The sequence below is a fragment of the Alphaproteobacteria bacterium genome (assembly GCA_041396705.1).
Taxonomy (GTDB): Bacteria; Pseudomonadota; Alphaproteobacteria; order CALKHQ01; family CALKHQ01; genus CALKHQ01.
Genome location: JAWKYB010000007.1, coordinates 245,278 through 257,884, shown reverse-complemented (window position 1 = coordinate 257,884; position 12,607 = coordinate 245,278). Strand labels below are relative to the sequence as shown.

General features: G+C 71.7%; 16 protein-coding genes. 9 read left to right on the top strand and 7 right to left on the bottom strand.

Annotation, left to right across the window (positions count from 1 at the left end):
* Nucleotides 1–8: 8 nt before the first annotated feature.
* The 6 genes from R3F55_12365 (at nucleotide 9) to R3F55_12340 (ending at nucleotide 5,013) form a co-directional block, all read left to right on the top strand.
* Nucleotides 9–761 carry a DNA-3-methyladenine glycosylase 2 family protein gene (locus tag R3F55_12365; protein MEZ5668207.1) on the top strand — a complete coding sequence of 251 codons (753 nt, stop codon included), beginning with the start codon at nucleotides 9–11 and terminating at the stop codon, nucleotides 759–761.
* Nucleotides 762–765: 4 nt separating this feature from the next.
* Nucleotides 766–1,422 (top strand): alpha/beta fold hydrolase, encoded by a 657-nt coding sequence (locus R3F55_12360; protein MEZ5668206.1) that lies wholly within the window; start codon nucleotides 766–768, stop codon nucleotides 1,420–1,422.
* A 3-nt stretch (nucleotides 1,423–1,425) separates the two neighbouring features.
* Nucleotides 1,426–2,259 carry a trypsin-like serine protease gene (locus R3F55_12355; protein MEZ5668205.1) on the top strand — a complete coding sequence of 278 codons (834 nt, stop codon included), beginning with the start codon at nucleotides 1,426–1,428 and terminating at the stop codon, nucleotides 2,257–2,259.
* Between the two features lie 163 nt (nucleotides 2,260–2,422).
* Complete coding sequence (locus tag R3F55_12350) at nucleotides 2,423–2,998, top strand: HNH endonuclease (GenBank protein MEZ5668204.1); 576 nt, start codon at nucleotides 2,423–2,425, stop codon at nucleotides 2,996–2,998.
* Nucleotides 2,999–3,139: 141 nt separating this feature from the next.
* The gene (locus tag R3F55_12345; protein MEZ5668203.1) at nucleotides 3,140–4,072 is read left to right on the top strand and encodes a DMT family transporter; all 933 of its coding nucleotides are present in this window, start codon (nucleotides 3,140–3,142) and stop codon (nucleotides 4,070–4,072) included.
* Nucleotides 4,069–5,013: a DMT family transporter gene (locus tag R3F55_12340; protein MEZ5668202.1), complete on the top strand. Its 945-nt coding sequence runs from the start codon at nucleotides 4,069–4,071 to the stop codon at nucleotides 5,011–5,013. The genes R3F55_12345 and R3F55_12340 overlap by 4 nt, the downstream gene beginning before the upstream one ends.
* Before the next feature lie 25 nt (nucleotides 5,014–5,038).
* Here the strand turns inward: R3F55_12340 and R3F55_12335 are convergent, their stop codons facing one another.
* The 5 genes from R3F55_12335 to R3F55_12315 form a co-directional block, all read right to left on the bottom strand.
* Nucleotides 5,039–6,016, bottom strand: a complete 978-nt coding sequence (locus tag R3F55_12335) for a 2-dehydropantoate 2-reductase (GenBank protein ID MEZ5668201.1) — start codon at nucleotides 6,014–6,016, stop codon at nucleotides 5,039–5,041.
* 10 nt (nucleotides 6,017–6,026) lie between these two features.
* Nucleotides 6,027–6,617, bottom strand: a complete 591-nt coding sequence (locus tag R3F55_12330; protein ID MEZ5668200.1) for a demethoxyubiquinone hydroxylase family protein — start codon at nucleotides 6,615–6,617, stop codon at nucleotides 6,027–6,029.
* A complete protein-coding gene (locus tag R3F55_12325; protein ID MEZ5668199.1) occupies nucleotides 6,614–7,099 on the bottom strand; it encodes a disulfide bond formation protein B in 486 nt (161 codons plus the stop codon). The genes R3F55_12330 and R3F55_12325 overlap by 4 nt, the downstream gene beginning before the upstream one ends.
* A gap of 173 nt (nucleotides 7,100–7,272) precedes the next feature.
* Nucleotides 7,273–7,515 carry a DUF2312 domain-containing protein gene (locus R3F55_12320; GenBank protein ID MEZ5668198.1) on the bottom strand — a complete coding sequence of 81 codons (243 nt, stop codon included), beginning with the start codon at nucleotides 7,513–7,515 and terminating at the stop codon, nucleotides 7,273–7,275.
* A 118-nt stretch (nucleotides 7,516–7,633) separates the two neighbouring features.
* Complete coding sequence (locus tag R3F55_12315; protein ID MEZ5668197.1) at nucleotides 7,634–7,933, bottom strand: DUF1244 domain-containing protein; 300 nt, start codon at nucleotides 7,931–7,933, stop codon at nucleotides 7,634–7,636.
* 231 nt (nucleotides 7,934–8,164) lie between these two features.
* Between R3F55_12315 and R3F55_12310 the strand changes: the two genes are divergently transcribed.
* Nucleotides 8,165–8,407 carry a hypothetical protein gene (locus R3F55_12310; protein ID MEZ5668196.1) on the top strand — a complete coding sequence of 81 codons (243 nt, stop codon included), beginning with the start codon at nucleotides 8,165–8,167 and terminating at the stop codon, nucleotides 8,405–8,407.
* 8 nt (nucleotides 8,408–8,415) lie between these two features.
* Here the strand turns inward: R3F55_12310 and R3F55_12305 are convergent, their stop codons facing one another.
* Together R3F55_12305 and R3F55_12300 are read right to left on the bottom strand one after the other, a co-directional pair.
* Nucleotides 8,416–9,546: a carboxylate-amine ligase gene (locus tag R3F55_12305; GenBank protein ID MEZ5668195.1), complete on the bottom strand. Its 1,131-nt coding sequence runs from the start codon at nucleotides 9,544–9,546 to the stop codon at nucleotides 8,416–8,418.
* A 3-nt stretch (nucleotides 9,547–9,549) separates the two neighbouring features.
* On the bottom strand, nucleotides 9,550–10,374 hold the full coding sequence (locus tag R3F55_12300; GenBank protein MEZ5668194.1) for an N-formylglutamate amidohydrolase: 825 nt from the start codon (nucleotides 10,372–10,374) through the stop codon (nucleotides 9,550–9,552).
* 124 nt (nucleotides 10,375–10,498) lie between these two features.
* On the opposite strand from R3F55_12300, the gene hyi reads away from it, so the two are divergent.
* Nucleotides 10,499–11,275, top strand: a complete 777-nt coding sequence (gene hyi, locus R3F55_12295; GenBank protein MEZ5668193.1) for a hydroxypyruvate isomerase — start codon at nucleotides 10,499–10,501, stop codon at nucleotides 11,273–11,275.
* Between the two features lie 5 nt (nucleotides 11,276–11,280).
* On the top strand, nucleotides 11,281–12,579 hold the full coding sequence (locus tag R3F55_12290; protein MEZ5668192.1) for a glycerate kinase: 1,299 nt from the start codon (nucleotides 11,281–11,283) through the stop codon (nucleotides 12,577–12,579).
* Nucleotides 12,580–12,607 lie beyond the last annotated feature (28 nt).

Genomic DNA, 12,607 nt, shown 5'->3' with positions numbered 1-12,607 from the left:
CCTTGTGCGTGTCTGTTTCCGCGCCTGTCGAATCGTCCTTTGTCGCACAGACCTCCCGACGCCGCCGGGCGCATTCGCCGGCCGCTATCCCGCGCCTGAGCGAGGCGGATCTGCACGCCGGCCTGGCCGAGGTTTGCGCCCGCGACCCCGACCTCGCCGCCGCCCATGTCCTGGCCGGGCCGCCGCCCGCGCTGCGGACCAGCGAGGACGGCCTCGCCGGCCTGCTGCGCATCGTCGTCGGCCAGCAGGTCTCGGCCGCCGCCGCGCGATCGATCTGGCAGCGCATCCGGGACGCGGTGGACCCGCTCGATGCCGACACGCTGCTCGACGTCCTCGACCGCGCACCCGAGGCGCTCGGGCTGAGCCGGCAGAAGCGGGCCTATGCCCGCGGCCTGGCCGAAGCGATTGCGGCCGGCACGCTGGCGCCCGACCGGTTCCCGCGCCAGGACGACGAGACCATCGTCGCCGCGATCACCGCGCTGAAGGGCTTCGGCCGCTGGAGCGCCGAGGTCTATCTGCTGTTCGCGCTGGGCCGCCGCGACGCCTGGCCGGCGGAGGATCTGGCGCTGGCGGTCGCGGTGCAGCGCATCAAGCGCCTCGACGCGCGGCCGAAACGGCCGGAGATGGAACGCATCGCCGCGCCGTGGCGGCCGTGGCGCGGCAACGTCGCCATGTTCCTTTGGCATTACTACCACGCGACCGGCGGTCAGAAGCAGTTTGCCGACGGCCCTTCCGCGCAGGCTCCAGCAGCAAGGGAATAGCAGCATGGCCGCACCGATCGACCTGGAAGGACCCGCGCTGGCCCCCGCATCGGGCGGGCAGCCCGATGCGCTGGTCGTGCTGCTGCACGGCATCGGCGCCGACGGCCACGACCTGATCGGCCTTGCCGAGCAATGGGCGCCGCTTCTGCCCAATGCCGCCTTCGCCTCGCCGCACGCCCCGTTCGCCAGCGACATGTCGCCGATGGGCTTCCAGTGGTTCAGCCTGCAGGAGCGGACGGCGGCCGCGATCCTGGCCGGCATCCAGGTCGCCCAGCCGATCCTCGATGCCTATGTCGACCGGCAGCTCGCCGCTCACGGGCTGTCCGACGACAGGCTCGCCCTGGTCGGTTTCAGCCAGGGCACGATGATGGCACTGTACGCCGCGCCGCAGCGGCCGCGCGCCTGCGCCGCCGTGGTCGGCTACTCGGGCGCGCTGTTCGCCGCGACCGAGCTCGAGCGGGCGCCGTCGAAGCCGCCGGTCCTGCTGGTCCACGGCGATGCCGACGACGTGGTGCCGGTGCAGGCCTCGATCAACGCCGGCAACGTGCTCGGCCAGGCCGGCTTCGACGTCCGCACCGAGGTCCGGCCCGGCCTCGGCCACGGCATCGACCCCGTCGGCCTGCGCCTCGGCGGCGAATTCCTGGCCCGGCATCTGGGCTGAGCCTTGCGCACGTGGCCCCTGCACGCGGCGCTTGGGCTGGCCCTGGCGCTGGCCGTGCCGCCGGCGCCCGTGGCCGCAGGCGATTGCCGTCGCACGGCCGACGGCACCTGCCTGTCCGCGCCAGCGGCCGGCGGCGACGCGCTGTTCGGCGTGCTGGGTGCCGACGACCGTACGCCGGTGGACCCGGTCGACTGGCCATGGCGTGCGATCGGCCGGCTCGACTTCGCCAGCGGCAGCTACTGCACCGGAAGCCTGGTCGGACCGCGGCTGGTGCTGACCGCCGCCCATTGCCTGTTCGCCGGCCCGGACAGCGACGCGCTTGACCCCATCGTCGAGTTCGCCATCGGCGCACCGGGCGGCTCGGTGATCCACGTGCGGGCGACCGAGGCGCTGCTGCCGCCGCGCTACGACAACATCCGCCACGGCCTGATCGCCGACGACGACGGCTACGATTACGCGTTCATTGTGCTCGAACAGGCCGTCGGCGCCTTTTTCGGGACCCTGCCGGTTGCGGCGCTCGCCGAACGCGATCTTGCCACGGACGCGCCGATCCTCACCGAGGCCGGGTTCAGCATCGACCGGCCCGATGCGGTGACGGCCCATCGCGGTTGCCGCGTGCTGGAAAGTTTCGCGGACGGCGTGATCCTGACCGATTGCGACATCACTGTCGGCGATTCGGGAGCGCCGCTGCTGGCCAGCGTCGACGGCGTCCTCAGCGTGGTCGGCGTGATCAGCGCGACGATGGTCGACGCCGCTGGCTGGCCGACCACCACGCTGGCGGTGGATTCGCGCGCCTTCGTCGCCGCCTGGCGGGAAGCGACGGCCGGCCACCCGTGACCGCCGCGCCGCGGCGCGGGGCGGGGCGGGGCGGGGCGTGACAGATCAATGAAGAACGTGTCGGCGGCGACACAACATGTTGTGCCGGCGAATCGGATGCGCTAATCCTCATGCCGCGGCGCCGAGGGGCCGTATCGGCCTCGGCGCGCCGTACCAAGCGGTGATGGCGGAGGACGTGGCCTTGACGCCGGCAGAAAGCCCAGCGTTGGTCCTGAACGCGGATTTTCGTCCGCTCAGCTATTATCCGCTGTCGCTGTGGTCCTGGCAGGATTCGGTCAAGGCCGTGTTCCTCGACCGGGTCAACGTCGTCTCCGAATATGCCCACACGGTGCGGTCGCCGACCTTCGAGATGCGGCTGCCCAGCGTCATCGCGTTGAAGGAATATGTGCCGGCCGCGCGCAGGCCGGCCTTCACCAGATTCAACGTGTTCCTGCGCGACCACTTCACCTGTCAGTATTGCGGCGACGCCTTCCCGTCGCAGGAGTTGACCTTCGATCACGTGGTGCCGCGCTCACGCGGCGGGCTGACGACCTGGTCCAACGTGGTCACCGCCTGTTCGGCCTGCAACCTGAAGAAGGGCAACCGGATGCTGAACGACAGCGGCATGTCGGTGCTGAACGAGCCGATCCAGCCCAGCCACCACATGCTGCAGCACCACGGCCGCTGCTATCCGCCGAACTTCCTGCACGACAGCTGGAACGACTTCCTCTACTGGGATACCGAGCTGGACACCGACTAGGCGTCCGCCCGATCCATGCGGCGCGCGCAACCTTGCCATGCGCCGCTGCCGCTTGCATTTCATCGTAACGTTTCGGATTGCTATGCGGGCGCGGGTCCGGTCGGCACGGTGTCGTCCGCCGCCGGGGGCGGATTCGACGAATTGGCGCAAGGATCGGCGCAGGCGACGGCGCCGGGTGGGCGGCGCAAGGACAGCGGCCTGGGCATCGCCTACATGGCGTGCTGCTTCCTGGTCTTCTCCACCATCGACACGATGTCGAAATACCTGGTCCAGGAGCTGCCGGTGCTGCAGGTGGCCTGGACCCGGCAACTGGGCCTGCTGCTGGGCGTGATGCCGCTGCTGCTGCTGCGCGGGCGCACGCTGCTGCAGACGACGCGGCCGCTGCTGCAATGCGTGCGCGGGCTGCTGACCATCGGCTCGTCGGTGCTGTTCATCTTCGCGATCCGCTTCGTGCCGCTGGCCGACGCGCTGGCGGTCAGTTTCATCGCCCCGCTGGTCGTGACCATCCTCGGCGCGACATTGCTGGGCGAGACCGTCGGCATCCGCCGCTGGACCGCCGTCGCGGTCGGCTTCGTCGGCGCGATCATCGTCGTCCGGCCCGGCATGGGCGTCGTCCACCCCGCGGCGCTGCTGGTGCTGGTCGCCGCCTCGATGTTCGCCGGTCGCCAGGTCATCACCCGGCTGCTCGGCGATCGCGACGGCAACATGACGACGATGGCCTATACCGCGATCGCCGGGGTGGTGGCGCTGTCGCTGCCGCTGCCGTTCGTCTGGCAGACGCCGAGCTCCGCGCTGGCCATCGGCCTGCTCGCCGCCATCGCCGCGCTGGGGGCGGTCGGTGAATATCTGGCGATCAAGGCGCTGGAGGTGGCCGAGGCCGTGGTGGTGGCGCCGACCCAGTACACGCTGCTGATCTGGGGCACGGTCTACGGCTATGCCGTGTTCGGCGACCTGCCGGACGGCTGGACCGTGGCCGGCGCTGCCATCATCGTCGCGTCCACCGCCTATACGTTCTATCGTGAACGCCGGCTCGCCGCGGCCGACGGGCGGGGCGCACGAGGCAGAGGTCATTGACGAACGCAGCAGCGCGGACGGCCGCGCACCAGGCACGGCGGTCCGAGAGCGCGCGGGGAATCGCCTTCATGCTGGCGGGGATGTTCCTGTTCTCCGCGGTCGACGCCCAGACCAAGTATCTGGTGCAGGAGCTGCCCGCCCTGCAGGTCGCCTGGGCCCGTCAGTCCGGCATGATCGTGCCGATCCTGTTCATCCTGGTCCTGCGCGGCCGCGGCCTGCTGCGTACCGCCCGCCCGCTGCTGCAGCTGCTGCGCGCGTTGCTGGCGATCTCTTCGTCGATCCTGTTCATCTTCTCGGTGCGCTTCGTGCCGCTGGCCGATGCGGTGGCGGTCAGCTTCGTCGCGCCGCTGGCGGTAACCATCCTGGGTGCGATCTTCCTGGGCGAGCCGGTCGGGCTGCGCCGCTGGACCGCGGTGGCGGTGGGTTTCGCCGGCGCGATGATCGTGGTCAGGCCCGGTCTGGGCGTCATCCATCCGGCCGCGCTGCTGGTCCTGATCGCGTCGACCATGTTCGCCGGCCGCCAGGTGATCACCCGCCTGCTCAGCGACAGCGACGACATCATCACCACCATGGCCTTCTCTGCCATCGCCGGCGCCGTGCTGCTGGCGCTGCCGCTGCCCTTCGTCTGGCAGGCGCCCGACAGCGGGCTGCAGGTGCTGCTGATGGCCAGCATCGCCGCCGGCGCCGCGGCCGGCGAATTCCTGGTGATCAAGGCGCTGCAGGTGGCCCAGGCGGTGGTGGTGGCGCCGGTGCAATACACCATGCTGCTGTGGGGCACCGGCTATGGCTATCTGGTGTTCGGCGACCTGCCCGACCATTGGACCCTGATCGGCTCGGCAATCATCATCGGCTCGGGCGTCTACACCTTCTACCGCGAGCGCAGGCTGGCCGCCGCCGGGCAACGCACGCTGGCGCGCGCCCGCCGCCCGGGCCACGTCTGAGCCGCCCGCCGGCCGCCCGCCCGGTTCAGGCCGGGGCCATGTCCAGCCGCATCCGCTGCGCCAGCGCCGCCAGCATGTCGAGGCAGGGCGTGTCCAGGCCGGCGGCCTGTCCGAATGCCACCGGCACCATCAGCAGCGCGTCCAGTTCCAGCGGCTTGCCGCGGTTGTAGTCCTGCCGGATCGACGGGACGTGGTCCGGCACCGTCTGCCGGTGCGCCGCCGGATCGTAGTCGCCGAGGTCGATACCGTGCGCCGCCGCGATCGCCAGCGCCTCGCGCGCCAGCCGCAGGAATACCGGCCCGATCCGCGGGTCGTCGCGCACCACGGTCGCCTTGTGGCCGGTGAGCAGGCACAGGATCGACGCGGTCATGTTGACGATCAGCTTGCGCCACAGCGCGACGCGGATGTCGGGCTCGTCCGGCGAGGCGATGCCCGCGGCCTGCAGCGTCGCACGCAACCCGGCGACACGCGCACTGGGCCGGTCGTCGGCCTCGCCGACGCGCAGGATGTTGCGCTGCGGCGAGTTGTTGGCGATGACGCCGGGCGCAATCGCCTCGTTGGCCGAATAGATCACGCCGCCGACGATGCGCTCCGCCGCGATCGCCCGCCGGCAGGCGCCGCCGGGGTCGAGCACCGACAGATCCGGCGGCCGCGGACGCGCCGCGCCGAGACCGATATCGTACCACCACGGAATGCCGTTCTGGGCGAACACCACCGGCGTCTCGGGGCCCAGCAGGTCCGCCGCCTGCGCCGCGAAGCCGGCAAGCCCCATCGATTTGGTGGTGCAGATCACCAGGTCCTGCGGGCCCAGCTCCGCCGCCCGGTCCGAGGCCCGCACCCGCGCCCGGATTTCGTCGCCGCCGGCGCGGAGCGTCAGGCCGTTGGCCCGCACTGCCGCCAGCGTGTCGCCGCGCACGACGACGCAGACGTCGTGACCGGCGGCGGCCAGCCGGGTCGCGAAATGCCCGCCGACCGCGCCGGCGCCGAACACACAGATCCGCACCGGCGCGGGCCTAGATCCGCTCGGACAGCCAGATCGCCGCGCGCGAGCCGGCCTTGACCAGCGCGCTCATCAGCGGATAGGCCGGCGCCTGGGTGGCGCCGTGCTCCAGGCCGGTGTCGCGGTGCTCCGCCTCGTCGACGCGGAACCGCTCGACGGTTTCCTTCAGTTCCGGGTCGGCCTCGCCCAGTGCCTCGGCCTGGCGGCCGTAGTGCTCGTCGATCACCTCCTCGACCGCCACCGTCACCGCCATCGCGGCGCGCGTGCCGAGCGCGGCACTGGCGGCACCCAGCGCAAAGCCGGCGACGTGCCACAGCGGGTGCAGCAACGTCGGCCGCACCCGCCGCTCGACCACCAGACGGTCGAACGTCTTCAGGTGCTCTGCCTCCTGCGCCCACATGCGCCGGATGGTGTCGCCGACCGGGCTCTTGCCAAGCACCGCGAGCTGGCCCTCGTAGATCCGCCGCGCGCCGTATTCGCCGGCATGGTCGACGCGGACCATCCGCTCGATCAGCGCCTCGCGCGACAGGTCGCCCGGCAGCGGGCCCGGCCGCGGCGGGCGCGCCGCAGCCCGATCGTCGGCCGTCGTCGGCTCGTGGCTCATCGGCGCCTCCACAGCAGCAGGCCGGCGACCGCACAGAACAGCGTCATGCCGGCGGCGATCAGCGTATTGTAGCCGGCCATCGAGATGCCGGCGAGCGACCAGGCGACATCGTCGCAGCGCACCACCGGCGCTCCCTCGAGCGCGGCACGGAGATCCTCGATCGAGGTCGCGTCGAGGCCGGCGGTGCCGGTGCAGGAGTCCGGACCGGCCCACCAGCCGTATTCCACGCCGGCATGATAGGCGCCGATGCCGCCGGTGACCGCGAAGCCGATCGCCGACAGCAGCACGAGCGCGGCGCGCAGCCGACCGGCCACGGCCAGCCCGGCCAGGCCGAGCGCCAGCGTGGCGATGTAGGGATAGCGCTGCAGGTGGCACAGCGGGCAGGGCGGCAGTTCGCCGAGATACTGGAAGCCGAGCGCGCCGAGCAGCATGCCCGCGCTGACCAGGGCGACGAACCCCGGCGCCAGCCAGCCGCGGTTCACCGTGCGCGCCCTTGCGTTGCGGCCGCGGCCGGCCTTATCTGCGTCCTGCGCTGCAACATGAGGCGGCCCCGTGCCCTATCTTCTGTCGTTCGTGATCCTGAGCGTGCTGGCCTTCGTGCTGGTCAGCTGCTTCATGGTCTGAATGGCCGCCGATTGCGGCGGAAACGGGACCGTCAGACCGCCAGCGCCTGCCGGTAGACGTCGAGGAGCGCTTCCATCTCCTGCCTGTCGGCCGGGTCCATCTTCCGCAGGCGGACGATCTGGCGCATGATCTTCGGGTCGAAGCCATTGCCCTTGGCCTCGGCATAGACCTCGCGGATGTCGGCGCCGAGGCCGGTCCGCTCCTCCTCCAGCCGCTCGATCCGCTCGATATAGCTGCGCAGCTGTTCGGCCGCGATCCCGCCGACGTCCGTCATCGCCCACTCCCTGGTCGCTGTTGTCGAGAGCCGGCGGCGGGCCGGACTCATCGGAGCCCGCCGCGGCGGCGCGGACGTTACCCGCCGGCCGCCGCCGCACGCAAGCGCCGGTTCGCGCTCAGTGCGCCTTGGTGATCGCCACGTCGAACGCCGCCTTCTGTTCCGGCGTCGCCTCGGTCTGGTGCTTTGCCTTCCACTCGGCATAGGGCATGCCGTAGACGATCTGGCGTGCGGCCTCGTAATCGAGCGCCAGCCCCTGTTCCTCGGCGGCGGCCTTGTACCATTTCGACAGGCAGTTCCGACAGAACCCGGCCAGGTTCATCAGGTCGATGTTCTGAACCTCGGGATTGTCGCGCAGGTGCTGGACCAGGCGACGGAAGGCGGCCGCCTCCAGTTCGGTGCGGGCGGCGGCGTCGATCTCGGCCATGCTTGCGATCCTCCATGGCTTGCTGGCGTTGGCTCACGGCTAGACTTGGTACCGGGGGCCCGTCCGGGTCAAGCCGCCGCTGCGCCGCAGCGGACATCGCTCTCGCTCCCGCTTCGGCATTCGTGCTAGCGTCCCGGCCGGATTTTCCTTCGCGTGCCCGCATGGCGATTCGGTCGGCCGGGCGCACCCGAAACGAAAAAGACAGCGCCGGGGACCCGCTCGATGACCAATGCCTGTGCCACCGCCCTTCGCCTCGCCGCCATCGGCCTGCTCGCGGCCGCGCTCGGCGGCTGCATCCCGCTGTTCTTCGATCGCGACGGCAACTGGCGCGGCGCGCAGCCGACCGGGCCGGCCTACGGCAACAACCTCCAGCCGGACGCCGGCGTCGGCTCGGTCACCGACACCCCGGTGCGGACCGGCGACGAGGCCGAGGCGGACACCACCGAGGCGGCACCGGCCGAGTGACCGGCCGGTCAGCCCTTCGGCCGGGTTTCGGACACCAGCCAGTCGACCACCGCCGCTAGCGCTTCCGCCTCGGACGCGCCCGCCGCCAGCGCCTGCTGGTGGATGCGGCGCTGATTGTGGGCGCTGGTGCCGCGCGCCACGATCGTGCGGGCGTGCTCCACGTCGCTCAGGCAGCCGAGCCGCTCGGCCTCCGGCCGGATCAGGTCGACGATCTCGCCCAGCAGCTCGGGGTAGGGCACGATCCGGCCGCGACCGAAGTCGATCAGGCCCTCGTCGACGCCATAGCGCTGGGCCCGCCAGCGGTTTTCCGCGACCAGCATGTTCGCATAGGCCCGCCAGCGCTGGTTGGCGCGGCGCAGCCGGATCAGCATCGCGATCACGCAGACGTACAGCGCCGCGACGCACATGGCGTCGTCCAGGCGCGTACACATGTCGGAGATGCGCATCTCCAGCGTCGGGAACCGGGCGCTGGGGCGTACGTCCCACCAGATCTTGGTCGCATCCTCGATGATGCCGGCGTTGACCAGCATCTGCACGTGGCGCTGGTATTCGCCGTAGGATTCGAAGCGCTCCGGCAGGCCGGTGCGCGGCAGCTCGTCGAACACGCTCAGCCGGTAGGACATCAGGCCGGTGTCGATGCCCTCCCAGAACGGCGACGAGGTCGACAGGGCCAGCAGGTGCGGCAGGAAATAGCCGACCTGGTTGGCGAGCTCGATCCTGAGGTCGTCGTCCGCGATACCGACATGGACGTGCATGCCGCAGATCAGCAGCCGGCGCGCCGGCGCGCCGATATCGCGCGCCAGGGTGTTGTAGCGTTCCTTGTCGGTGTGGCGCTGCCGCGTCCAATGGGCGAAGGGATGGGTCGACGCGGCGATGATCGCGGCGCCGTGCTCCTCCGCCACCTCGCACACGCTGCGCCGCAGATGGGTCAGCTGCTGGCGCGCCTCGGTCAGCGAGCGGCAGACCGGCGTGCCGACCTCGATCTGTGCGCGCAGGAACTCCGGGGTCACCTGGCTGGCGAGGCGCTGCTCGCAGGCCTTGAACAGCGCCGGCGGCGGGTCGGACAGCAGGTCGCGGCTTTCGCGGTCGACGAGGAGATATTCCTCCTCGATGCCCAGCGTGACGCCCTGCTCGGTCATCGCTCAGATCCCCAGCCGGTGCAGGATCGGGTCGAGCGCGCGCGCCAGGCGCGCGGCCCAGGCCTGGACGCCGGCCGCATCGGCAAGACGGTCCTGGCGGATCTCGATCAGCGCGTTGGGCAGGCCGCGCGGCTCGGCATGGACGTCGATGGTGAAGCCGAAGCGGTCGTGGGCGGTGTAGGGCTCGTTGTCGCCGACCAGGATGCCGGGCTCGTCGCGCAACGCCTGCATCAGCGGTACCGGGATGCGGGCGTCGTCGGTCCACAGCACGCCGGCGTCCCATGGCCGCGTGATGCCGTCGCGCAGCGACGGCGTGAAGCTGTGCACCGCGAACATGGCGACGGTCTCGTGGTCGGCCAGCGCCCGTTCGAGCCAGTCCTCGATCGCCCGGTGATAGGGCCGGTGGCAGGCCGCCTCGCGCGCCGTGCGGTCGCCGTCGCCGAGCCCGCGGTTGCCGGGCACGATCACGCCGTCGCTGATCTGCGGGATCGCCGTCGGGTCGTCGGGCGCGCGGTTGCAGTCGATCACCAGCCGGGAATAACCGGCAAGCACGGCCGGCGCCTTCAGGGCGTCCGACAGCAGCCGCGTCACCGCGCCGGCGCCGGGGTCCCAGGCGATATGGTCGACGCGCTGCGCCGCACTGAGGCCGAGATCGCCGAGCGCGCGCGGCATCGCATTGCTGGCATGGTCGCAGACGATCAGCAGCGCCCGCCGCGAATCCCGGTTCAGCCAACTCAGCGGCGGCGGGTCGTCGGGGCCGAGCAGGCTCGGCGGCGCGCCGGTCGGCGCCGGGTTGCCGCATGCAGGGGCTGGATGGCCGTGGTCCATGCCCCCTGTGTAATGGGAAGCGCCGTCGGCGGGCAACCGGCGCGCGGCCCATGCGGCTTGTCGGCGCGGGGCGGGGCGCCGTACAACCGACCGCAAGCACAACGCCAACCCACCGGGGGAAACCATGCCGCGCCTTGCCGCCAACCTGTCGATGCTGTTCAACGAGGTGGAGTTCCTCGACCGCTTCGCCGCCGCGGCCAAGGCAGGGTTCAAGGGCGTCGAGTTCCTGTTCCCTTACGCCTGGCCGGCCGAACAGATCGCCGAGCGGCTGGCGGCGAACAACCTGACCCAGGCCCTGTTCAACATGCCGCCCGGCGACTGGGACGCCGGCGAGCGCGGTTACGGCTGCCTGCCCGACAAGCGCGGCGCGTTCCAGGACGGGGTCGGCCAGGCCATCGCCTATGCCAAGGTCCTGGGCTGCAGGACGGTGCACGCGATGGCCGGCATCGCGCCGGCCGGCGCCGACCGGCGGGTGCTGACCGAGACCTATGTGGAGAACATCAGCTTCGCCGCGGCCGAATGCGCCAAGGAAGGCATCACGGTGGTGATCGAGGCGATCAACGGCCGCGACATCCCGGGCTTCTTCCTCAACACCTCGGCCCAGGCCATCGACATACTGGAGCGGGTCGGCGCGACCAACGCCAGGTTCCAGTACGACATCTATCACATGCAGATCATGGAGGGCGACCTGGCACCGACCATCGAGCGCATCCTGCCGATGATCGGCCACATGCAGCTGGCCGATACTCCAGGCCGGCACGAGCCCGGCACCGGCGAGATCAACTACGGCTATCTGCTGCCGCAGATCGACCGGCTCGGCTATTCCGGCTGGATCGGCTGCGAGTACCGCCCGGCGGGCGACACGGCGGCCGGGCTGGGCTGGGCCCGGCCCTATCTCTGACCGCGATGGCCGATCCCGCCGTCCTACTGCGCCGGATGTTCGATGCGGCGGTCGCCGCCGCCGACCCGATGCGTTGCGTGCCGCCGCAGCTGCCGCCGCGGCCGCGCGGGCGCACCATCGTCCTCGGCGCCGGCAAGGCCTCGGCGGTGATGGCCCAGGCGGTGGAGGCCGCCTGGCCGGCCGACCCGGCGCATCCGCTGGAGGGCCTGGTGGTCACACGCTACGGCCACGGCGCCCCATGCGACCGCATCGAAATCGTCGAGGCCGCCCATCCGGTGCCGGACGACGCCGGCCTGGCGGCGGCGGGCCGCATCCTGGCGCTGGCGCGCGATGCCGGGCCGGACGACCTGGTGCTGTGCCTGATCTCCGGCGGCGGCTCGGCCCTGCTGACCCGGCCGGCGGCCGGGATCGGCTTCGCCGACAAGCAGGCGCTGAACAAGGCCCTGCTCGACAGCGGAGCCGCGATCGGCGAGATCAACACGGTGCGCAAGCACGTGTCGGCGATCAAGGGCGGCCGCCTGGCCGCCGCCGCGGCGCCCGCCCGGGTACTGACCCTCGCCATTTCCGACGTGCCCGGCGACGACCCGGCGGTGATTGCCTCCGGCCCGACCGTGCCGGACCCGACCACGCTGGAAGATGCCCGCGACGTGCTGGCCAAGTACGGCATCGACCCGCCGGCCGCGATCGGCGCCGCCCTGGTCGATCCGGCCAACGAGAGCCCGAAGCCCGATGACCCGGCCTTCGCCCGCGCCGAGACCCGCATCGTCGCCACGCCCGCGCTGGCGCTGGCGGCCGCGGCCGACGTGGCCAGGGCGGCCGGCGTCGCGCCGTGGGTGCTGAGCGACGTGATCGAGGGCGAGGCGCGCGAGACCGCCCGCGTGCTGGCCGCGCTGGCGCGCGGCGTGGCAGGCGGGGTCGGGCCTGAGCGGGGGCCGCTGGCGCCGCCCTGCGTGCTGCTGTCCGGCGGCGAGACCACGGTCACGGTCGGCAGAGGCACCGGCGAGAGCCGGGGCGGCCGCAACTCGGAATTCGCGCTGGCGCTGATGCTGGCGCTGGCCGGCGCGCAGGGCGTCCATGCGCTCGCCGCCGACACCGACGGCATCGACGGCACCGGGCCGCATGCCGGCGCCGTCGTCGCACCCGACGGGCTCGCCCGGCTGGCCGCCGCGGGCCTCGACGCCCGGGCCCTGCTCGCCGCCCATCTGTCGCACGACGCCTTCGCCGCGCTCGATGCTCTGGTCGTCACCGGACCGACGCGCACCAACGTTAACGATTTTCGCGCCTTGCTGATCCTGCCGGTTTGATGTTGTGTGCGGGAGTGCCGGCGCACCG